This is a genomic window from Pedobacter sp. N23S346 (genome assembly GCF_048515415.1).
Taxonomy (GTDB): Bacteria; Bacteroidota; Bacteroidia; order Sphingobacteriales; family Sphingobacteriaceae; genus Pedobacter.
The window spans coordinates 533,809-557,679 of record NZ_JBLYEE010000001.1; the positions used below are offsets into that span (position 1 = coordinate 533,809).

Sequence of the window (23,871 nt, forward strand, 5' to 3'; positions counted from 1 at the left end):
AAATATTTATGCAATCGGTTGCAATTTCATTTTTTATTTCTACTTTTATCATAACCAAATATACTTAAGTGCTCATCGTCAGTACCTAACCAAGGCGATAAGTTGCTTGAGGTTATTTAACACAGCAGCTAACAACTGTTAATTAAATTAAACCTTTTATGAGAAAACCTAGACAAAAAATTTTTTTGCAATGTACGGTTATGCTAATCCTTTTACTAGGCTTAACACCAACATTGCTCTTTGCGCAAAACATGCTAAAGGGAAAAGTGCTTGATGAGAAGAACATCCCTTTGCCCGGCGCAGGTATTAAACTTAAGCTATCTGGCAAAACTACTGTTACCGGAGACGATGGTGGGTTTACAATTAATGCACCTACTGATGAAAAAACATTGATCATATCTTTTATTGGTTATCCCGCACAGGAGATAGAAATAAAAAATGGCGTTTCTACTTATAACATTGTACTTACTCCCGATTCGAAAAACCTTAATGAGGTGGTGGTGATTGGTTATGGTACGCAAAAGCGTAGAGATGTAACCGGATCTATTGTTTCATTAAGTGGTGCTGCTATTAAAGAAGTACCAGTGGCGAACATTCAGCAAGCGTTGCAAGGGAGGTTAGCAGGGGTAGAAGTACAATCTGTTGGCACGGCGCCAGGGGCTGGTGCCCAAATCAGAATCCGTGGCGAACGATCCATCAACGCATCTAACAATCCTTTGTTTGTAGTAGATGGAATCCCATATAACGGTACATTAAATGATATTAATCCTGATGATATTGCCAGTTTGGATGTATTAAAAGATGCATCTGCAACGGCTATTTATGGTTCTCGTGGAGCAAATGGAGTAGTTTTAATTACAACGAAAAGAGGTGTAGCAGGTGATACGAGAGTTTCGTTCAATTCTTATTATGGTTTAACAAAAATCACAGATAAGTACAATGTTTATAATTCAGATCAATATAGAGCCCTCCGCGATTATTCTATTTTTACACAAGATTACCTGGCTGATGAAAAACAAGGAATTGCTACGGGTAGAAATACAGATTGGCAAGACTTGATGTATAAGGATGGATATATTACGGATAATAATTTAAGTGTTTCTGGTGGTAGCGAGCAGAGCCAGTTTTCATTTGGTGGCGGGTATTTTAAGCAGACATCCGTTTTGCCAAGTCAAAATTTCGGTCGCGCATCTTTTAGAGCAACGGGCGATTTTAAAATCGGGAAACATGTAAAAGTTGGCTTTAATAACTTATCAAACTATAGCATTACAAATGGCTCACAGTTTGGCCTGAATGTTTTTCCCCTGCTTACATTGAGTCCGCTGGCGTCGCCATATAATCCGGATGGAAGCATCAATAAAAAACCAGCAGGAAATTTAGACGATCAAAATACCACTTATAACCCATTATTGCTTTTAACAAATGAGAACCAATGGGTTGATCGGGTTAGAAGATTCAGAACATTTACGAGTTTATACGGAGAGGTAAGTATCTACGATGGATTAAAATATCGCATGAATACCGGGTTAGATTTTAACCAGCAGGAAGGTGATCAATTTAGAGGTACAGATAGTTATTTCAGACCCGGTCAGAGCAACATTGCTGCCGTTAATAATGCAACGGGTACAAAATATTCTATTGATAATTTATTAACATATGAAAAAACATTTGCAGAAAAACACCGCGTATCCATCACTGCATTATTTGGAATCGAAGAAGAACAATTCCATAATACTTCTGTAAGTAAAGAAGCAATTACAGCCGATTTTGTACAGTTCTATAATTTAGGATTATCTGCAGTAGAGCCAGCAGCTGTTTTGGGAGGCAGTGAGGCTTCTTCTACCTTAATTTCTATGATGTTAAGGGCCAACTATGTATATAACGATAAATACATGATTACCTTAACCGGACGCAGAGACGGTTCATCCCGGTTGGGCGCAGGTAATAAATGGAAGCAATATCCTGCAATATCTGCCGGATGGAGCATTACCAACGAAGAATTTATGAAAGAGGTAAAAGTCTTTTCTAATTTAAAATTACGTGTGGGTTATGGTGTTACAGCCAATCAATCAATTGATGCATACAGTACTTTGGGTGGTGTAGCCTCAAATGGAGTTCGTTACAATTATGGAAATATATCACAAACGGGTTATTATGTGAATAGAATTGTTGACCCTAATTTAGACTGGGAATATACAAGTACCACTAACATTGGTTTGGATTTTGGCTTGCTTAACAACCGCATTACGGGTAGTATTGATTGGTACACGGCCAAAACAGATAAATTACTTTATGGGATTCCATTGCCACCAACATCTGGTATTTCAGAAAATTATTTAACTAATATCGGCAACATTACCAACAAAGGTTTAGAGTTTGCATTATCTACTCAAAATATTAAAAATGAAGGTGGTTTCTCCTGGAGTACGGATTTAAACTTCTCCTTAAACAGAAACAAATTGGTTGCTTTAAACGGTAGTATTACCCAGGTTACCAATGCGCAATTGTTTGTTGGTGAGCCCTTAACTGCCATTTATGATTATAAAAAGTTAGGTATCTGGCAAACCAACGAAGCTGCAGAAGCTGCAAGATATGGTTTTGTTCCGGGGCAGTTAAAATTAGAAGATCGCAATGGCGATGGGAAACTAACTGTTGATGATAAATATGTGATTGGTAACGGTCAGGCCGATGTACAGGGCGGTATGACCAACCGTTTCGGTTACAAGGGTTTTGAATTTTCGTTCGTTGTTTATGCCCGCTTTGGCGGAACATTGATTAGCCAGGTACACCAGCCATTAGCAGGCTACTTAACCATAAATGATGGTAGAAGAAATCAATTGGCTGTTGATTATTGGACACCGACAAACCCCACCAATGCCTTTCCTTCGCCTAATGTTAACGGCGGTTTGTTAAGTTCGCCATCAACCAGTGATGCAGGAACTACTCTTGGTTATTATGATGCAAGTTTTGTCAAGGTGAGGAGCATTAACTTAGGTTATTCTTTTGATAGTAAACTGGCTAAAAAATTAGGTGCTCAAAAACTTAAAATTTACGTAACGGCCCAAAACCCGTTTATTCTTTATTCTCCTTATATCAAAGCAGGAGGTTTAGATCCGGAACCTACGGGAACAGGAAATCAAGGGGTTCAAAATCCAGGAAACATTTCTTCGAGAGCGCTTACCATTGGTGCCACTACGCCACCAACAAGATCTTTCCTTGCGGGCTTAAACGTTACTTTTTAATCGCTAAAATTTAATTTCAAAAAAATGAAAACAAGATATTTTTTTCAGGCCATGGTGCTTTCCACAATAATTATGCTGGGGGGCTGTAAAAAAGCTTTAGAAGAGCGTCCGTATACTGCATTTACAACCGATTATTTTAAAACGCCAGATGGTATACAATCAGCCATAAACTCGGCATATTCAGGCATGAGGTATGATTATGGGCCAATTGGTGCAGTTTTGCTGGCCAACATGGGAACAGATGAATTTACTTTTGGCGACCAGGGCAATTCAGGCCAGACACTTGAGTTAGGTACTTATCAAATTCCACCAACAAATGGTTCGATCTTAACGCCCTGGAACAGAAATTATTCTAACATTAACCTGTGTAATGCCATTTTAAAATTTGCACCCGAGGTAAGTATGAGTGAGACGGCCAAAAATACAATAATGGGAGAGGCCAGGTATTTAAGGGCGCATTATTACATGTTATTGGTTCAGCAATTTGGCGCTGTGCCATTGGATTTAGGCTCCGGAGATTTAGTATTCACTGATGTGGCATTTTTTGGCTTCAACCGTCTTCCTTTTAATGATATTCTGAAAAAGAACTATCAGGCAATGATTAATGATCTAATTTTTGCAAGTCAGAACCTGCCCGTTACCAGACCAACAGGAGCGTTTAAATTATCTCAGTCTGCAGCATTACACTTACTGGCTAAAATTTATTTATACCGGGGTTATTCAGATGCAAAAGAGCCTACCGATTTTAGCAACGCTTACAAAACCGCCATGGAATTGATTAACAATAAAGCAAAATATGGGACAGATTTACTTCAGGATTATAGCTTAATTCATAAACAGGGAAACGATTACAACCAAGAGATTTTATATTCAATAGAGCGTTTGCCTTTAAACAACGCAAATAATGAAGTGCCAAATCCCGAAACTGAATTTGCAAATAAAGCCAATATTGCAGCCAACCTGTTTACCTGTAATTATCAAAACGCGGCAACTGTAAGTGGTGTTTCGTTAATTGATGACCGGCCTTTCCAATACAATCGTCCTTTAAGACAAGTTGCCCCCACACCCTATGTTTTTAATAAAGTTTTTGCTGATAAGGTAAATGATGCGAGGTATGATGGGAGTTTCAGAACCTTGTGGACCGTGGCAACCTTGCGTACCGGGGCAGACTTAGAAGCTTTTAAAACGAAATTAGCCGGAGTAGGCTTTGCGCTTGGCGATACGGCAATTTACTTGGCCCCTACTGATGCCAGAGCTGCACAACTGAAAGCCGCGGGAAAAAAATATAAAGTTATCGGCCCATCAGAATACTGGTCAAATCAAAATAAAACCAACCAGATTTATCCCAGCTTAAAAAAATATAATGATAGCATCAGAAGTACTTTCCAGGATGCATCTGGCAGACCTTTTATCGTAGCTAAATTATCTGAAGTTTATTTGATGGCAGCAGAAGCGGCTTTACAAGATGGCCGCCCGGCAGATGCGGTTCCGTTAATTAATACCTTAAGAGAGCGCGCAGCTTATCGTTCTGGCTTATCAGCATCTGTTTTAGCTGCCAGAAGAGTCTCCATGCGGATTGATGTATCTCAAATTAATCTGGATTTTATTTTAGATGAGCGCACCAGAGAATTATGCGGGGAAAGTTTAAGATGGGCAGATTTAGCTGTTCGTAAAAAGCTGGTAGAACGGGTTAAGCTCTACAATCCTGATGGAGCAACAAACGTTCAAAACTTCCATAATTTAAGACCAATCCCACAAGCGCAAATCTTTAGTGTAGTAGATCCTGCCGGAGATTCAAACAGGAATAAATATCAAAATCCAGGTTATTATTAATCAGTAAATATTAGATTAAAATGAAAAAGAAATTTATAATACCTGGCTTACTGTTATTAACAGCAGTTGGGATGTACTCTTGTAAAAAAGATATCTATAACGGAGCAGATAGTTTAGCTGAAGTTCAGTTCACTGATAGTACTTCTACTTTAAAATCTTTAGTATCTTTCCCTTTGGGTTTAGCGGCCGAATATCCTTTGTCTTCTACAAATAACAGCTACTGGTCAGTAATAAAAAGAGAAGCTGGCTGGATTACTTTTGGAAATGAATTGAAAAATGATGCCGTTGTAAAAAGTGATGGAACATACGATTTTACCAGGGCAGATAACTTCTACAACCTGGCTACGAATGCGGGGATAAAAGTGTTTGGGCATACCTTGGTTTGGCACTCGCAACAACGGGCTTCTTACTATAATAGTTTAATTGGCGGTAGCGGCGGTGGCGCTGGCCCAACCAACCTGATCGTAAATCCGGGTTTTGAAACCACAACCATAGCAACCACGGCAGAACCAGCCGATGGCTGGCAGGTATTAAATGGATCAGGTCAGTTTGTAAGTATAGGCAGCAATGTGAATGGCGGCGCCAAGGCATTACAGGTAAACGTTCCGGCTGGCGGACAAAACTTTAACACGCAAATCGCTACCAAAGCACAAATCGCAGTTACCGCAGGGAAAACCTATACCATTTCTTACTACATAAAAGGTGCTACGGCACAAAACATCCAGTTCGAAATTCGCAGTTATTCAGGTTCGGCAGCTGGTGCTGTGAATTACCAGGGCGGCAAGCCTGTTGCTACGGCTTATGCAAAAGTATCTTATGATTATGCAGTGCCCGTTGGTGTAACAGCCATTCAGCTTGCTTTCGATTTAGGGGGTACACAAAACACCCTTTATCTTGATGATGTAAGCATTACCGATGCTTCAATTGTAGCACCTCCAACTGGTGGCGCTTTAACCACAATTGTGGATAATGCAATGAAAAAGCATATTCAAACAGTTGTGGCCCGTTATGTTGGTAAAATTACCGCCTGGGATGTAATTAACGAGCCTTTTAGTGATGCTGCAGAGTTGAGAAACAACACCAACACCCCATCAACCGGCAGAACAGATATATTTGTTTGGCAGAACTATTTGGGCAGAGATTACGCAGCTAAGGCATTCACTTACGCGAGGGCTTCAGATCCTACTGCAGATTTATATATGAACGATTACAATTTGGAAGCCAGCACGGCAAAATTAGACGCCTTTGTGGCTTTGGCTAATGAATTGAAAGTAGCTAATACCGGGATTACAGGCGTTGGAACACAAATGCACTGCAATATCAATACCTCTTATAATCAGATTAACAATATGTTTCAAAAGCTAGCGGCAACAGGTTTGAAGGTTAGAATTTCTGAGCTTGATGTGCGGTTAAATCCTTCAGAAAAGGTTGGCAATGTTGGTGCTTCAATTCCGTCGCAAAACTTACAGGCAGCCATGTACAATTATGTGGTTAAGGCATATTTTAAATACGTTCCGGCAGCGCAACGCGGAGGAATAACGGTTTGGGGTGTTGCTGATACGGATAGCTGGATTACCACAAGCCTGGCCAAGAACGATGCACCCTTATTATTCAATGCCACTTACGGAAAGAAACCAGCATTTGCAGGCTTTGCTCAAGCATTGAAAGAACAGTAAATAAGTTAGTTTAGTTAGTGATAAAGCCATTCCGGGGATCTGGAATGGCTTTTCTTTTATTTAATTTTTGTCTCAAAAGGCGAAGCAGGTAATCCTTCCTTATTATAAAGGTTGGCACCATCAGGATTATCAGCCCAGGCATAACGAACATATAATGGTTTCGCGATTTCAGTGCTGGAAACAATTACCTGATCTCCTTTAATCTCTGCATTGGCCCATACAAATTTTTGATCGGCACCTGCAATAGCAAAATGTTTAAGTTCCGTGTTTCCTTTTGCCAGGAGTCCTTTCCCAATATTAGTAAAGCTTAAAATGATTTTGTTTTCTTTTGCTGATGCAGACTGAAGTGTAGGACCTGAGTACATAATCTTATTATCGCCATAAATGAGTTTTTCGGCTTGCAGCGCTAATCTTTTTCCAACATCTTTTTTATTTAGTGGATGGATATCATCCCACTCCCCTAAATCTATTGCAACGGCCATGCCCGTGTTTTTTATGGTAAGCAAATTGCGCTGCTGGGATCTTAATTCCGCCCAATAGCTTTCGGAGGGAGTTTTTTTAGCTTCCATAAAACCCGGAAGCTGAACGTATAAAAAAGGCAGGTTTTGATCATCAAAGGTTGCTCTCCAATCTTCAACCAGATTTTTCATTAATGAAAAATATTCTTTAGGCTTCCCGGTATTGGATTCGCCCTGATACCATAAAATAGCTTTAATTTCGAGGTTTTTTAAAGGAGCAATCATGGCATTGTATAAACCTACGGGTTTCCATCGGATAAAAGTTTGCACAGGAGCAGGCTTGGCCAGGGCACCCAATTTATATTTCCATTTTCCACTTAAATTTAAGGTGTCCTCGTTCACAATAAGTTGGTAATCTTTATCCACTACGAAACCACCATTGCCCGAAGTACTAACTACCCGAATTGTTAGGGTGTTTTTTCCTTCTTTTAAAATACCTGCATTAAAGGGGTATCTTCTTGGTGGATATTGATAGGCAGTGGTGCCTACAAATTTTCCATTGATGAAAACAGAATCGGCATCAACAATTCTTCCAAGTAATAATTTGGCCGGTTTCCCTACCATTGATGGAGGAACATCAATATCTTTTTTAAACCACACCACACCATTAATTTTACCAATCGATTCACTGGCCCAATATCCTGGGATGTTTACTTCTGTCCAATTACTATAATCTGCCTGGTTTTTCCAGTTATTTTTTAGGCCTTCGTCGCTGGCGTTCAGGTTTTTATACCAGGTAGTGGAAAGTTCCTGATCTGTGGCCTCAATTTGTTTGATAATTTCATCATTTTTAAATTTTTGAGCCTCTGCTTCGTATTCAGGGAAAGTTTTAATTGCGTTTTCACTTAACCAGGCTTGTGCCGGCGAACCACCCAATGCGGCGTTAATAATGCCAACCGGGACTTTGTTTTTTTTATTAATATCCAGTGCAAAAAAGTAGGCTACACCTGAGAAATCCAGAATGCTTTTTGGATTGGCTGATTGCCACAAACCACTTGAAAAGTCTTTTCGCTGTTGCTTGAAATCATAATCGTCGGTTACTAAAAACTGTCTGATGTTTGGATTGTTACTGTTGGCAATTTCATTGGGGTATTGATCGATTAACCTGCCCATTGGCAATTCCATATTCGATTGTCCGCTGCATAAAAAAACATCTCCAAATAAAATATCTTTAAGTTTTATATTATTACTTGCCGAAAATACCATTTCATAAGGTCCGCCAGCTTTTTGTGGTGGAAGTTTAATGATCCATTCTCCGTTTTTATCTGCGTTGGTTTGATAAGATTTCGCATTAAATTTTAATAAAATATGCTCATTTGGTGATGCCCATCCCCACAGTTTAGTGCTTTTATCCCGCTGAAGCACCATTCCATCACTGATGAGTTTGGGTAATTTAATCTGTGCGAAACACACCGCATTGCCCAGTAGAAAAATTAAAAATAATGCTGGTTTTTTCATTATTGGTAAGTATAAAGTTTAATTTTTTGAATGCTATAATCTCCTTCCGGGATTCTTAAATGGCGGCCCTGGTGGTTTTGATCGCCGTTCATCCTTAAACCTGGAATCCATTTTCCATCTTTGAAAATCCCTTCGTCTATCTGAGCGATTCCTGCTCTGGAGTTTTCTTTAAGGGGTTTAAAAGTGGCTACAATTCCCGTTCCGGCAACGATAAATTCATCAGGAGCAAGCTCAATAATTAAGCCCCCTGTTATTGGCCAGTTTTCATCCTTTGCTTTGCCCGACCAGCCTAAATTTAAATCATGAGAAAAAGAAAAAAGGTAATCACCTAACCTAACTTCCTGTTTTGAATTGGTTTTATCGAAGAGTACACCATTGATCGTTTTTTTGCCTTGATGTTCTAAAATAAGCGGACTAAGCTGGTTTAACAACATGTAGGCAGAACCAATGTCTGCATTCATTTTTTCATCGCCATTTTCAATAGAGAAAGGAGAAAAGCCCATGGAATGGTAATGACCAATGGCATAAAAAGCTTTTGCACCAACACCTTGCTCAAAACGAATCTCGGGGATAAACAGGGTATTACCTCCGCGAACGTATAAATCATTCCAATATTTAAAATCAGGATTATAAAAATCTGGCGAAAGCAGGTCTATGGCGGGTGCTCCGGCCTTCCAAATGTCCAGGAGATGAGGTAACGGCCCTGCACTTGGGTACTCGCCGGGTTTTGCTTCCCGCTTGTAATTTAGAGCCGCGTTTAAGTACATAGGCAGATTGTATTTCGCTTTGCCTGCTGCTGTTAGCTTTTCGATGAAATCAGCGTAGTGCCAGGCCATGAAAATTTCATCGGTTGCGAGGCTTTTGCCAAACACTTCTTCCCATGTTCCGGTTGTTTTAGCCCCATTTTTTGTCCAGACTGCTTTGAACTCGGGCATTAAACTGCTATTGTTTTTCTTTAAATAATCAAACAGTTGTGAAGGGATCGCTTTTTTAAATGCCGTATTTGCCAATGCACTGTGATCCCTGGCCTCTGGCAACATCCCGATTTCATTTTCTACCTGAATCATCAACACCGTTTGATCTTTGCTATCCACTTTTTTAATGAAACTCATTAAGGCTTCGAAGGCTTTTAGATCTGCATTTAAACTATTTTCTGAAAATGGACTTAGGATTTCCTGTCCAATTCCATTTTTATCTTTGGCTCGGGGGAACCTTTGCTGATCTGTTTTAACCCAAACTGGGGCATAGCAAGACATGCTGTTTTTCCAGGCGCCAAACCATAAGAATATTAATTTCAAATTATTTTTTCTGGCATTGAGGATTAAATCATTTACCAACTCAAAGTTGAATTTTCCTTCTTCAGGCTCAATCAACTCCCAGTATACAGGCGCCAGAATGGTATTGGCATTTAAGGTTTTTACCTTTCCCCAAATAGGTTTCATATAATCCATGTTCGAAGCGCTCGAATTTCCAAGTTCGCCCCCTAAAATTAAAAAGGGTTTATCATGAACGTAAAGTTGTTTAGTAGTTCCCTGCTGTTTTAGAAAAGGTTGAGCAAACAGATTTACAGTTGTCAGGAATAATATGATCAACAGATAGAAGCGGTTTTTTATCATGAATTTTTTCTTTGGTTAGATTTGATGGTTTCATCAAAAGATTTACTAAAATAAGAAAAAAAACACTTTATGCAATCGGTTGCAATTTTATTTCATCTTAAGTGCTTTTAGCCTTTGCAAGTTGATCCGACTTACGAAGTTTAGTTAGCCTTTGTGTGCTGGGGAAACTTCGTCAGTCTGCTTGGAGTTTTTTATTAAACTGTCGAAGTCTTTCTGCGTTTTTGGCCTTTGAGACTTCGCAAGTTGATTGACTTACGAAGTTTAGTTTGCCTTTGTGTGTTGGGGAAACTTCGTCAGTCTGTTTGAAGTTTTTTATTAAACTGTCGAAGTCTTTCAGCGCTCTGGCCTTTGAGACTTCGCAAGTTAAATCTCGTGCACCAAAATAAATTCTTTTAGCCCTCCAAACCATTCCAACACCTCTGTCTTACTTAAAAATGTAGGTATCTCTTCTAAATAGGCATTATAGGAGGAATATTGATAATCGCACAGCTTATTAACCATTCCAGATGCTTTTGGATTTTGGTGTATATAAGTGATAATTCTAGTATAATATGAATCAGAATCTATTTTTTTGACCTTATACCTTCCTTGAAACAAACTCCCAACTCTACCGAATGACTTATTAATGGATTTTGTATAGGATATAAAAAAGTTTTTAATACCGAGTTCAAAACCGATAACATTATTAATTCTTAAGAAAAAATGAAAATGATTTGGCATTAAACAATAGGCAAAAACATCAGCATAAGGACATATATATTGTCCGAATTTTTCCAGGAAAAACTGATAATTCTCTTTTTCAAAAAAGATCAATCCCTTATTGTTGCCTCTATTATAGATGTGGTAGTATCTGTTTTCCTCTATTTTCATAATATTTGTGGTTTGATAAATAGGGAGTTTCAATGTATGAAATTTTATTCGACTTACGAAGTTTAGTTGGCCTTTGTGTGCTGGGGAAACTTCGTCAGTATAATTGGAGTTTTGAATCGTTTTAAAACTGTCGAAGTCTTTCAGCGCTTTTAGCCTTTGAGACTTCGCAAGTTGATTTGACTTACGAAGTTTAGTTGGCCTTTGTGTATTGGGGAAACTTCGTCAGTCTGCTTGAAGTTTTGAATTATTATTAAACTGTCGAAGTCTTTCAGCGCTTTTGGCCTTTGAGACTTCGCAAGTTGATTTGACTTACGAAGTTTAGTTGGCCTTTGTGTATTGGGGAAACTTCGTCAGTCTCTTGGAGTTTTGAATCATTGTTTAAACTGTCGAAGTCTTTCAGCGCTCTGGCCTTTGAGACTTCGCAAGTTGATCCGACTTACGAAGTTTAGTTGGCCTTTGTGTGCTGGGGAAACTTCGTCAGTCTAATTGGAGTTTTGATCGTTTTAAAACTGTCGAAGTCTTTCAGCGCTTTTGGCCTTTGAGACTTCGCAAGTTATAAACAAAAAAAAATCCCCGCCTTTTAAGGGCGGGGATCGAAATTTTTATATAATTAGTCCTGAAACTTCCACCTTACGAAGGCTTCCATGGCTTCGTACTCAGCAAGTCCAAGTTCATCATAAGCTTTTGCTGTTTCGCGGTTACGATCTTCAGCACGTTGCCAGAATTCTCTTGAATCATCTCCAGGGAACACCGCTCTGTCTTTCTGACTCTGGTGCTTAAAGATTGCATATTTCTTGCGTTCCAATTCTTTTGGCGAGATTGGAACAGCCATTTCAATTTCGTGTGTTTCAAACTCATGCCATGCACCACGATACATCCATAACCAACAATCTTTTGCCCAATCTTCCGTTTTACGAAGTTCAGTTAAGGCCGCTAAAATGATGTTAAAACAAACGATATGTGTTCCGTGTGGATCTTCAAAATCGCCAGCTGCAAAAACCTGTTGTGGCTTCACTTTTTGCAATAATTCGATGGTTAAATCAATATCAGCATCGGTAACCGGGTTCTTCTGGTTTTTGCCACTTTCATAAAAAGGAAGCGCCTGGAAATGAATATGATCATCTTCCAAACCGCAATAACGTGCGCCAGCGATAGCTTCACCTTTTCTAATTAAACCTTTTACTGTTTGAATCTCAGGCGTATCAACCTGGTTAGGTTGTTTATCCTGAATGAAAGTTCTCATTTGATGATAAAGCGCTTTCAAATGCGTATTATCCATGCCCATTTTTTCTGTAAAGTCTACATTGAACTCTACAAAGCGAAGCGCATCATCATCCCAAACAGCTGTATTACCTGAAGTTTGGTAAGCTACATGTACATCATGTTTTTGATCAACAAGGCGGATAAATGTTCCGCCCATCGAAATCACATCATCATCCGGATGTGGGGAGAAGATGATTACCCTTTTTTTCGCTGGTTCGGCACGTTCCGGACGCTGAGAATCGTCTGCATTCGGTTTGCCACCCGGCCAGCCGGTAATCGTGTGTTGAAGTTTATTAAAAATATGGATGTTGATGTTGTAAACCGGTCCTTTTTCGGTAGCCAGTTGCGCCATCCCGTTGTTGTTATAATCGTCTTCCGTTAACTTCAATACTGGTTTTTTTAAGGTATTGGCTAACCAAATCACTGCTTTGCGGATTAATGCGTCAGTCCAAACACAATCTTTAACCAACCATGGTGTATCAAAACGGGTCAATTCTGATGCTGCAGGCGTATCGAGGATAAACTCTACATGATCAGATAATTGCAGATAAGTTGCAGGCACATCTCCAGAGATTTCGCCTTCAACTGCCTTTTTTATAATGGAAGCTTTTTTACGGCTCCATGCCATTAAAATAATTTCTCTAGCTTTAAAAATGGTGCCAATTCCCATGGTAATGGCTTTGGTTGGCACGAAAGTTTTTCCACCAAAATCTCTGGCGGCATCTCTCCGTGTTAAATCATCCAAAGTAACCAATCGGGTTCCCGAATTTGGTGCCGATCCTGGTTCGTTAAAACCAATGTGGCCGGTACGTCCAATCCCCAGAATCTGAATGTCTAATCCACCCAAATCACCAATTTTCTTTTCGTAATCCAGGCAGAAAGCCGGAATATCTTCAAGTGCCAGGGTTCCATCAGGAATATGAACGTTGTTCTTATCGATATCAATGTGATCGAAAAGATTTTCGTTCATAAATGTGACATAACTCTGGGCCGCGGTTGGCGCCATTGGATAGTATTCATCCAGGTTGAAAGTGATCACATTTTTAAAACTTAAACCCTCTTCTTTGTGCAGTCTCACCAGTTCGGCGTAAACTGCAATTGGGGTAACACCTGTTGCTAAGCCCAGTACTGCAGGTGTGTTGCTTGCTTGTTTAGATTTAATGAGGTTGGCGATTCGGTGCGCCACATTAATCGAAGCAATTTTTGGATTTTCGAACACGCTTACGGGTAGTTTCTCGAAACGTGTCTCCTCCAGTAAATTTAATCTAGCCATTTTTTTTGTATGGTTTTTAATGTACGGAGCAGTAAAGATAGCAGTTATGGTCAATTTCTAATAAAGGTTATTTACTTTTATTGTCGGTATTTGCGATAAAATACCTAATTACTGAAATAAAAGTTCAATCCTATTTAATAAAGCAGTCTTTACAACATGAATAAGCAAATCCAAAACCTCTATTTAAAAGCAAATAAAGCAGAACGACTCATCATTGGTTTAATGAGTGGAACGTCTATGGATGGTTTGGATATTGCGCTTTGTAAGGTGAGTGGAAGTGGAGCAGAAACGGATATCCGGGTATTGGAATTTAAAACGGGAGATTTTACAGCCGATTTTCGTGAAAAAGTAAAAGCCGTATTTTCTAAAAGAGAGGCCGATTTGCAATTGGTTTGCCTGATGAATGAACTGATTGCGGATACACATGCAGAGCTGATCAACACTGCGCTTAAAGAATGGGGATATAAAAATGAAGAGATTGATTTCATTGCCAGCCACGGTCAGACGATTTTCCATGCACCAAAATCATTGCATAAAATGGAAGATTATCCGAATGGAACGTTACAGATTGGCGATGGCGATCATATCGCAGTGAAAACAGGAATCATCACGCTATCTGATTTCAGGCAGAAGCATTTAGCCGCAGGCGGTGAAGGGGCTCCATTAGCTGTTTATGGCGATTATTTAATCTTTTCTAAAAAATACGAAGATCGGGTGATGTTAAACATTGGCGGGATAGCCAACTTTACTTATTTACCAGGCAACCTAAATGCTGATGAAATCTTTTCTACGGATGTTGGTCCGGGGAATACGCTGATGGATCAGTTTATGCAACAAAATTTTAAGCAGTTTTATGATAAAGATGGCGCAGTTGGTCTATCAGGAAATTTAAATGAGCATCTACTAAACGCTTTGCTGAAGAATGAATTCTTCGATGCCGATTTTCCGAAAACAACAGGACCAGAACTATTTAACCTGAATTATTTATTTGCGGCTCAGCAGGTTTCGGCTACAGAAAATATTAGTCAGGAAGATGTGATGGCAACTTTATGCCATTTTTCTGCTAAAACAATCGCTAATGCCATTAAAAGATGCTTTGGATTGGATGCAAAAGCTCAGGTTTTCATGAGTGGAGGAGGAATGCACAATCCTTTACTGGTTAAATTATTAAAAGAAGAACTGCCACAATCTCAATTTGCAACGACGGCAGATTTAGGTATTAATCCCGATGCGAAAGAAGCCGTACTCTTTGCTGTTTTGGCAAATGAAAGCATCTGCGGAGCTCCAATAAACTTTGGCGGAAGAAAAGGAATTCCTTCTGTTTGTATGGGGAAAATCAGTCTGCCAGAATAGAAATATTTAGCTAATATTCTGTGAGTGGCTAATTGGCTGGAATAAAAATTGGCTTTGTAAGTGATTTTATTAATTTTGTTTAAATCCTAAACCAAATTTTATGGAAAAAACTTACTTAAAATGGTTGTCGAAATTATTTATGATTTCGATGATCCCATTTCTCCTGCTCCTGTTTACAGAAGGTGCGCAGGCTCAAAATAAACGCTACACCATTAGTGGAAAAGTAACTGATGCAGCTGGCAATACACCCATTCCTGGCGTGGTTGTTAAAATCCAGAATACAAATCTCGCTACCAGTACAAATGGAAATGGCGCCTATACTTTTTCTGTAGATTTAGCCCCGGGAAGTTACCAGCTTTCTTTTTCGTTTGTGGGATATAAATCATCGACACAACCGCTTACTTTAAATGAAAATACAACGGTACAATTAAATGGAGTACTCAGCGGAGATGCTGTTGGCCTTGATGAGGTCATTGTAACCGGAACATCAGCCGGAACAACCCGAAAAGAACTGGGTAGTTATGTAAGTACGGTAAAAGGCGATGACCTGAATAAGGCACCAAGTGGGAACGTTTTATCTTCTTTGCAGGGAAAAACGGCAGGTGCACAAATCAGTCAAAACTCTGGTGATCCGGCTGGCGGTATGTCGGTGAGATTGAGGGGGATTAGTTCTGTTAACTCCTCTTCAGAGCCACTTTATATTATTGATGGGGTAATTGTGAATAATTCTACCACAAGGGTAACCAATACTTCTGCTAATTTTGATGGCGGGAACGTGGTTGGAAGCATCGGGCAAAATAGAATGGTCGACATTAATCCGGCAGATATCGATCGGATCGAGGTTTTGAATGGTGCAGCTGCTGCGGCTATTTATGGCTCTCGCGCCAACTCGGGTGTAATCCAGATTTTTACTAAAAGAGGCGCAAGCGGCAAGGCGCAGGTAACTTTCAACACCAGTTTAACCGTGAGCGAATTGCGTAAACAAATCGAGGTAAACCAATCGCCGGTAAAATTCGGAGGTTCCGTAAATTCATTTACACAGGATGTGATTCAGACTGTTGTCACGCCTCCGGCTACTACAGCGGCCTTGTTAACCAATACCACACCCGTTACCCGATACAATTATCAGGATTACATTTTTCAAACGGGATACGGGTCAGATAATACGGTTTCCATCAGCGGAGGTACAGACAATACAAAGTTTTACACTTCAGCCAGCTATTTTACCAATCAGGGAATTATCAAAAATACTGATTTTACCAGGTACAATCTTCGTGCGAACATCGATCAGAAAATAACGGATTGGGCATCTTTAAGTGTGGGGATGAACTACATCAGGAGTGCTGCGAATGAAAAACCAGATGGAAATTCGTTCTTTTCTCCCATGAACTCGGTAACGATTATCGGGAACTTCCATGATATTTTTGCACGCGATGCTAATGGCAACTTATTGCCTGTAGGCGAACGGGGAAGGGTTAATCCGGTTTCCGTAATTGAAGATATTAAACAGCGCCAGGAAACGAACAGAATCATTTCAAGTGCTAACCTGAAACTTTACCCGGTAAAAAACCTGACATTAAATTTTCTGTTAGGTGTAGATAATTCTGGTGCAAATGGTTCAACTTATATTCCACCCTATGCTTACAACGTAAATCCAGATTTTTTTGGCGGCGGCGCAACTTTGGATGGAACCTTAAATGGTTATGCCAGTACAGCAAGCAACAATGCTTTCCAGTTTAATAATGAAATAAATGCAACTTATCAATCGAAAATTTCGGATAAAATTGCTTCTACTACCCAATTGGGCTATTCTTTTCAGTACGAACAAACAAGATATCAATTGGTAAATGGTCGTGGATTAGCACCGCTGATTGAAACCGTAAATGCTGCGGCAACTCAATTGCCAAGTGTTGATGGCAGAACACAGCTTTCGGTAAGCGGAGGGTATTTGCAGCAAACGTTTAAATACAAGGATCATTTGTTCTTAACAGGAGCCGTTAGAGTAGATCAGTCAACTGTTTTTGGATCTGATAACAGAACGCAGACCTATTTCAAAGGGAACGGAAGTTATGTATTGTCATCTGCTGATTACTGGAAAAATCTTGGTGTTTCCTCCTGGTGGGATACTTTTAAAATCCGTGCAGCTTATGGCGAATCGGGTAATTTAACCGGGATTGGTGCCTACGATCGGATAAATGCTTATAGTACCCAATCTTTCTTAGGCAGGGCATCCTTGTTTTCCAGTGCCACTCTGGCCAATGAAAATGTGAAGCCAGAACGTCAGCGGGAGTTGGAGTTGGGTACCGATTTATCCTTTTTTAAAAACAGGTTAGGCTTGCAGTTTAACTGGTATAATAAAAAAGTTAGTGATTTATTGATTGCCAGTGTTACGGCGCCATCAACCGGGTTCTCAAGTTTCTTAGATAACATTGGTTCTTTAAGAAACAAAGGGATTGAGCTCGTGTTAAACGCAACACCTTTAAAGGCTAAAGATTTCAGATGGAACACCACAGTAGTTTTCAACAGAAATAGAAACCAGGCGCTGAATGTAGGTGGTTTAAGGTTGTTCGCAACCAACCCGGGTGCGCCGGTAGCCATTATTGATGGTGAAGCAATTGGTGTTTTTTATGGAACTTTTTTCGCCCGCAATCCTGACGGCAGTTTGTTAACCAATGCAGCAGGGATTCCGCAGCTGGAGCGAGGCATCCAAACTTCTGCAACTACCTTTACACCACAACGTGGCGCCAATGGTTTGCCTACAGGAACCACTTTGCGTAAGGTTTTGGGCAATCCAAATCCAGATTATACTGCTTCTTTTGTAAATGATTTCAGTTATAAAAAATTCAACCTGCATGTGCAGTTAGATGCAGTGCAAGGTGGCGATGTATGGAATGCAGATTGGAGAACCCGCCAGGGTGTGGGCAATGGAAAAGTTGCCGAAGCAGAACAAACCGGGCAATTACCACGAGGTTATGTTGCTGGTGTTTATGCTACAGAAGAATGGCGGATTGATGATGGATCTTTCGTGAAACTGAGAGAGATTTCTTTAAGTTATAATGTTGGTAAGCTGAAATACCTGAGGGATTTAACCATCACGCTGAGTGGAAGAAATTTAGTGTCGTGGGATAATTACAAAGGATATGATCCGGAGGTAAATTCAGGCGGCCAATCTACCATTTTAAGGAACATCGATTTTGGATCAGTTCCCATTCCAAGAACCTTTAGTTTAGGTTTACAAGTTAAATTTTAATCGATAAAGGAAAAATTTATGAAAAATTTAAGATATACCACCTCAAAATATTTAACCTGTATTGCATTCTCATGGGCAGTATGTTTATCATCCTGTACAAAAGAATATCAGGATCCTTCCAGGGCAAAAACAGATGTTGCTTTAACTTCTCAGCAAGGTTTAACAGCGGTTGCAATTGGTTTGCAAAGGGTTTATACCCTAAGTAGAACAAGCGTGATGTTTAATTCTGTTGCTGCAAATGGCTTTGTAACGAATGAATTTTCTTTGCTAAACTCCGGAAATATTCCTGAGCTGCAGTTAAGCACCGGTGGAACCGCAGTAGATGGAACCAATACCATTTTATTTAACCTTTGGACAAGTGCCAACAAGATTATTTACGATGCAGATTTGGTAATTACAAATGCCAATAACCTTGGCGATAAGGGTTATGCATCAGGTCTGATTGCCTACTCAAGCATTTTTAAGGCGCTCGCAATCGGAAATTTATCGCAATACTGGGAAAGAATACCCGATGGAACCGGACAAAATGTTGCCTTTATTACGCGCACCGCTGGCTTTGCTAAAGCAATTTCGGTTTTGGATAACGCATTAACAACGATTGCGGCTAATCCAATTTCTACGGGTTTTAATTCGAATGTGCCCAATATTAATATTGTAAATACTTTACATGCCTTAAAAGCGAGGTATGCATTGTTTTCAGGGAACTACGCTTTGGCGCTTACAGAGGCAAATGCCGTGGATTTAACAAGAGCATCATCTTTCAATTTTGACGCCACATCGCCGAATGTTTTGTTTACCATTATCTCTTCCAATAATGTTTTTCAGCCGTTAAATACAAATTTAGGCTTAACCGGGGCGAATGTGCCGGATGCCGCAGATAGAAGAATTCCATTTTATACTTTCTTCGCCGGTACCCCAACAGCAACTATCCGGATGGGCGGTTTTGCTACGGCAACTTCAACACCTTTTCCAATTTATTTACCAGGAGAAATTACGCTGATTAAAGCTGAAGTATTGGCGAGGCAGCCAGATTTAACCAATGCATTGGTAGAGTTAAATAAAGTGGTAACCAAAACCAGCGATCCGTTTGGCGTAGCAGCCGCTTTGCCAGCACTAACCGGACCATATACACAACAACAATTACTGGATTTGATTTACAAACACCGCTCGATTGAATTATATGCTTCAGGTTTAAAAATTGAAGATATGCGGAGGTTCAATCAGCCAACTGCCGACCGGAAGCGAAACTTTTTCCCTTATCCATTCCAGGAGCGGGATAATAATACCAATACACCTGCAGATCCTGCATTTTAAAACTCATCTGTCATCGGATGAATACCTAGCACTTTACTTTAGCTATATTCATCCGATGACTTATAGCTAGCCTTTTTCTGTGCGTTCCATGTTTCCGTGGCAAACTAAATATTCAACTCCCTCTTTCGTTATAAAATATTAACCTCTTTAGATTGATAACCTGTTAACGATTCATGGTCTTCATCCAATTCTGTAATCAGGTAGCTGATGCTTTCAATGTGGCAAACCCTTAACCTTAGGGCAATATCCAGTTTCTCCGAAATACACAATACCGCAGTTTTTTTAGCCGCCGCTAACATGGCTTTTTTAAGCTGATTAATCTCCCAGTAAGTATCCGTTAGGCCTTCCTCAGGATGGATCGCACTCGTTCCCATGAGGCATAAATCTGCTTTAAGCTCCGAAAGTTGAGTAATTACCTGCCCGCCGTAAGTAACCTGAGAGTTTTTAGAGAATAGCCCGCCAATCAGAATCACTTCAATATTATTGTATTTTGCCAGTTCAACGGCAACCAAAGGACTAATGGTAAAAAATGTGGCTTCAATATTTTGAGGCAGTTGCTTAACAAATTCCAAAATCGTGGTGCCACCACCCGTCAATACCACCATGCCATCTTTAATCAATTTTACCGCTTTTTTGGCAATAATGATTTTACTATCCCGGGCGTAAACGGTGCTATCATCGAAAGAACTATGATAGGATTTAGATAATGCACCTCCATGAACCTTAAAAAGTAAACCATCATCTACAAGTTCTTGCAGGTCTCTTCTGATGGTATCTTCAGATACATTGAGGAGTTGAACAAGATCAGAGGTGAGCACACGGTTGTGCAAATTGATCTGGCGCATAATAAAATCGTGGCGTTCTTTTTTGAGCATACTGGGTTTAGTTTATTGATCGTAAATATAGGATTTATTTGTTTTGCGTGTTTTTGCGTTTTATTGCAATTATATATCGGGATTGTTATGGTAGAATCTTTGTTATTTGTTTTTTAAATGAAAAACATTTATGATATTAGCTAAATATTGGAAAATAATGCGTGATTGTGCGTGTTTTGGAGGTATAGGCAAACAACAAATAATCAACTAAACAAATTTCATTTCATCTTAAACCGGGCAGTTTATGAAAAAAAGACTACTACTAACTATTATTGGTACTTTTTTGTTGCTGGCGCATGCCATAGCGCAACAAATAACTATCACGGGTAAGGTCTCATCCGCCGATGGACCAATCCCCGGGGTTTCCATTCGGGTAAAGGGAACCACCACCGTTGCACAAACCAATGGCGACGGAAATTACACGGTAAAAGCATTGAAAAGCGATGTGCTGCAATTTACGTATGTGGGTTATGCTACACAAGAGCGAGCTGTTAGTACAAATACCAATATTAACATCACTCTTGTATCAGATGCTGGTAACTTAAATGATGTAGTAGTAACTGCATTTGGTATTAAGCGTTCCAAAGATGCACTAGGCTACTCTGCTCAAACATTAAAAGGGTCTGATGTTGCAGATACACAGCGTGATAATTTTTTGAATGCATTGCAGGGGCGGGTTGCAGGAGCAACAATTACGCCAACAACAGGTACGCCTGGTGCATCGGCAACGATGGTTATTCGCGGCGGTATCTCTCTAGACGGAGATAATCAACCGCTTTTTGTTGTGGATGGTTTACCTATCTCGAATCGTACTTTTAGTGAGTATAATTTGGTCGGGCAGGGTACTTTTAACAGGCAGAATGATTATGGTAACAGGGCTATGGATATTAATCCTGAAGAAATTGAATCGCTTACGATTCTAAAAGGTCCGGAGGCATCAGCTTTATACGGTACAGACGGGGCTTCCGGAGCAGTTGTAATTACAACAAGAAGAGCAAAAGCAGGTACGGCAAGAGTTTCTTACAGCAATTCATTCAGGCTGGAAAACACTTATCGTTATCCGGAAGTACAAACAACTTATGGGGGTGGAGCGGGTGGAATATTCGATGATGAGCAGCGTACACGTACTTTTTTCGGCGCCAAATATCCAGCCAATAAAACCATGTATGATAACATCGGTAATTTCTATAAAACAGGCTTTACTCAAAAACACAATGCAACAATAGAAGGTGGAAGCGAAAAACTCTCGGTAAGAACTACCGTAAGTTATACAGATCAAAAAGGAATTATTCCTGGAACGGCATATAATACGATTAATGGCAAGATTACAGGTACTTCGAAAATCAGCGATAAGATTAATATGAATGCCTCCTTGAACTTGATTTCATCCAGAACGGATAAAACTTATAAAGGCGTAAGTAGCCCCATGTTAAGTGCACTTTCCTGGCCGTTAACTGATGATATAAGGAATTATTTAACGCCACTTGGTGAAAGAAGAACTGTAACTGGAAGTCTGAGTGGCGAATTGGATAATCCCTATTGGGGAGTTGAGCGGAATCCAAATTTCGATAAAATGAACCGTGTTTTAGGTAATATCGGATTTGTTTACACACCGACCAACTGGTTAAGTATGCAGGGTAATGCTGGTGCTGATATTTTTTCACAGACTGGTCTTTCTGCATATGATGTTCAGTCTTATGAAGCCAATAAGGCGCAGACAACCAATTCCGGAGGTGGTTTAAACACATACAATGCAAATGAAAAGTTAATCACAGGAAACTTTGTTGCAACGGTGAAAAAAGACTTCGGGAAATTTAAGCCTGTCATCCGTGTAGGTGCTGAAATTAAAGATGATTCCTATCAGGTTAATGCGCAGTTTGGTACGCGTTTTTATCAGCCAAACTTTTTTAGCATGAACAACATCGATCCTACTACGCAGCGAGTTGCTTATACTGATGAGTTGAAGCGTAAATCGGGTTTCTTCGCAAATGCAGAATTGGGTTACGATAATTATCTTTACCTAACACTTTCGGGCCGCCAGGATTTATCATCAACGTTGCCACAAAAAAACAATACGTTCTTCTACCCGGCAGCTTCGCTAAGTTTTGTATTCTCTAACCTGGCTGCGGTGAAAAACCTTGGATGGCTATCTTACGGTAAGCTAAGGGGATCTTGGGGGCAATCTGGTAAGGATGCCCGGGTTGCTTATATTACCAATAACAAATTAGTTGCACAACAAACTACTGGTGGTGGGTATGCGCTGGATGTTAACATGGGAAATCCGGAACTGCAAGCCGAGTTCACCACTGCAAAGGAAATTGGTGTTGAACTTGGGTTTTTTAATAATCGCCTGTCATTCGATTTTTCATATTATCACAATTTATCTGACAAGCAAATCACTGCTCCACGTTTAAGTTATGCATCTGGAGCTGTTCTACAATATATCAATAGCGGTAAAATCCGTGTTCGTGGTTTTGAGTTATTGGTAAAAGGTACGCCAATCAGAACCGATAAATTTAATTGGGATATTTCTGCAAATGCATCAAGAGCCAGAGGAAAGATTATTTCGCTTCCAGCTAATCAAGATGTGTTTTATGTGTCTGATAGCTGGTTGTTTGATAACGTACGGGCCCAATATGGTGTTGGTACGTCTATATCTGCTTTTGCCGGAATTGATTATCTAAGAAACAATAATGGACAACTGCTTATAAATCCTGCTAACGGTATGCCAATTAAGGATACAAACTTCTCCCAAATGGGCGATAGAGCACCTGATATCATGATTGGTATAACCAATAGTTTTACATATAAAAACTTTAATCTTTCCTTTCTGCTGGATATTAGAAAGGGCGGCGATATCTACAACGCGACAGAATTATACTTGTATTCAAGAGGCTTATCAAAGCTGAGTACAGATCGAGAAGTTCCTCGTATTATCGAAGGTGTGATGAGAGATGGTTTAGAAAATTCTGCAAATCCAACCAAAAATAATGTTGTTGTCATTCCATACATTACTACGAGCTATTATTCTACATTTTACAACACTGCAGATTTTCTTGAAAAAGATGTGAACTGGCTTAGGCTGAAGGATGTTACGCTCAGCTATAATTTGCCAAAAGACTTATTTGAGAGAAGCAAGGTATTTAAGAGTGCAAACATTTTCGTAACCGGAACGGATTTATTGCTCCTAACCAATTATAAGGGAGTAGATCCATCTGTAAACGGATTAAGCGCTGCATCTGGTGGTCTTGGCGGAACTGGGATTGATTTTGGTTCAGTAGGCTTGCCTAGAGGATATAATTTAGGGGTAAGAATTGGTTTTTAAAGATT

The 23,871-nt window shown here is 39.8% G+C and carries 12 protein-coding genes; 7 read left to right on the plus strand and 5 right to left on the minus strand.

Going from position 1 to position 23,871, the window contains the following annotated elements; genetic code table 11:
* The first annotated feature begins 158 nt into the window (after positions 1–158).
* The 3 genes from ACN1CD_RS02260 to ACN1CD_RS02270 are packed head-to-tail and all read left to right on the plus strand — an operon-like array spanning position 159 to position 6,751.
* The gene (locus tag ACN1CD_RS02260) at positions 159–3,242 is read left to right on the plus strand and encodes a SusC/RagA family TonB-linked outer membrane protein (RefSeq protein ID WP_419128625.1); all 3,084 of its coding nucleotides are present in this window, start codon (positions 159–161) and stop codon (positions 3,240–3,242) included.
* A 24-nt stretch (positions 3,243–3,266) separates the two neighbouring features.
* On the plus strand, positions 3,267–5,075 hold the full coding sequence (locus ACN1CD_RS02265; RefSeq protein ID WP_419128626.1) for a RagB/SusD family nutrient uptake outer membrane protein: 1,809 nt from the start codon (positions 3,267–3,269) through the stop codon (positions 5,073–5,075).
* A 20-nt stretch (positions 5,076–5,095) separates the two neighbouring features.
* On the plus strand, positions 5,096–6,751 hold the full coding sequence (locus tag ACN1CD_RS02270) for an endo-1,4-beta-xylanase (protein ID WP_419128627.1): 1,656 nt from the start codon (positions 5,096–5,098) through the stop codon (positions 6,749–6,751).
* A gap of 56 nt (positions 6,752–6,807) precedes the next feature.
* Here ACN1CD_RS02270 and ACN1CD_RS02275 read toward each other — a convergent pair whose 3' ends face one another.
* The 4 genes from ACN1CD_RS02275 to nagB form a co-directional block, all read right to left on the minus strand.
* The gene (locus ACN1CD_RS02275; protein WP_419128628.1) at positions 6,808–8,727 is read right to left on the minus strand and encodes a sialate O-acetylesterase; all 1,920 of its coding nucleotides are present in this window, start codon (positions 8,725–8,727) and stop codon (positions 6,808–6,810) included.
* Positions 8,727–10,343: a DUF5597 domain-containing protein gene (locus ACN1CD_RS02280; protein ID WP_419128629.1), complete on the minus strand. Its 1,617-nt coding sequence runs from the start codon at positions 10,341–10,343 to the stop codon at positions 8,727–8,729. Before ACN1CD_RS02280 ends, ACN1CD_RS02275 begins: the two co-directional genes overlap by 1 nt.
* Before the next feature lie 363 nt (positions 10,344–10,706).
* Positions 10,707–11,213: a transposase gene (locus ACN1CD_RS02285; RefSeq protein WP_419128630.1), complete on the minus strand. Its 507-nt coding sequence runs from the start codon at positions 11,211–11,213 to the stop codon at positions 10,707–10,709.
* Between the two features lie 610 nt (positions 11,214–11,823).
* Positions 11,824–13,770, minus strand: a complete 1,947-nt coding sequence (nagB, locus tag ACN1CD_RS02290; RefSeq protein WP_419128959.1) for a glucosamine-6-phosphate deaminase — start codon at positions 13,768–13,770, stop codon at positions 11,824–11,826.
* Between the two features lie 135 nt (positions 13,771–13,905).
* Between nagB and ACN1CD_RS02295 the strand changes: the two genes are divergently transcribed.
* From ACN1CD_RS02295 to ACN1CD_RS02305, 3 genes are all read left to right on the plus strand, one after another.
* On the plus strand, positions 13,906–15,102 hold the full coding sequence (locus tag ACN1CD_RS02295) for an anhydro-N-acetylmuramic acid kinase (protein ID WP_419128631.1): 1,197 nt from the start codon (positions 13,906–13,908) through the stop codon (positions 15,100–15,102).
* Between the two features lie 100 nt (positions 15,103–15,202).
* The gene (locus ACN1CD_RS02300; protein WP_419128632.1) at positions 15,203–18,352 is read left to right on the plus strand and encodes a SusC/RagA family TonB-linked outer membrane protein; all 3,150 of its coding nucleotides are present in this window, start codon (positions 15,203–15,205) and stop codon (positions 18,350–18,352) included.
* 18 nt (positions 18,353–18,370) lie between these two features.
* Positions 18,371–19,666 (plus strand): RagB/SusD family protein, encoded by a 1,296-nt coding sequence (locus tag ACN1CD_RS02305; RefSeq protein WP_419128633.1) that lies wholly within the window; start codon positions 18,371–18,373, stop codon positions 19,664–19,666.
* A 128-nt stretch (positions 19,667–19,794) separates the two neighbouring features.
* On the opposite strand, the gene ACN1CD_RS02310 is transcribed toward ACN1CD_RS02305, so the two are convergent.
* Positions 19,795–20,541, minus strand: coding sequence for a DeoR/GlpR family DNA-binding transcription regulator (locus ACN1CD_RS02310; protein WP_419128634.1), 747 nt, complete (start codon positions 20,539–20,541; stop codon positions 19,795–19,797).
* Positions 20,542–20,785: 244 nt separating this feature from the next.
* Between ACN1CD_RS02310 and ACN1CD_RS02315 the strand changes: the two genes are divergently transcribed.
* On the plus strand, positions 20,786–23,866 hold the full coding sequence (locus ACN1CD_RS02315; RefSeq protein ID WP_419128635.1) for a SusC/RagA family TonB-linked outer membrane protein: 3,081 nt from the start codon (positions 20,786–20,788) through the stop codon (positions 23,864–23,866).
* Positions 23,867–23,871 lie beyond the last annotated feature (5 nt).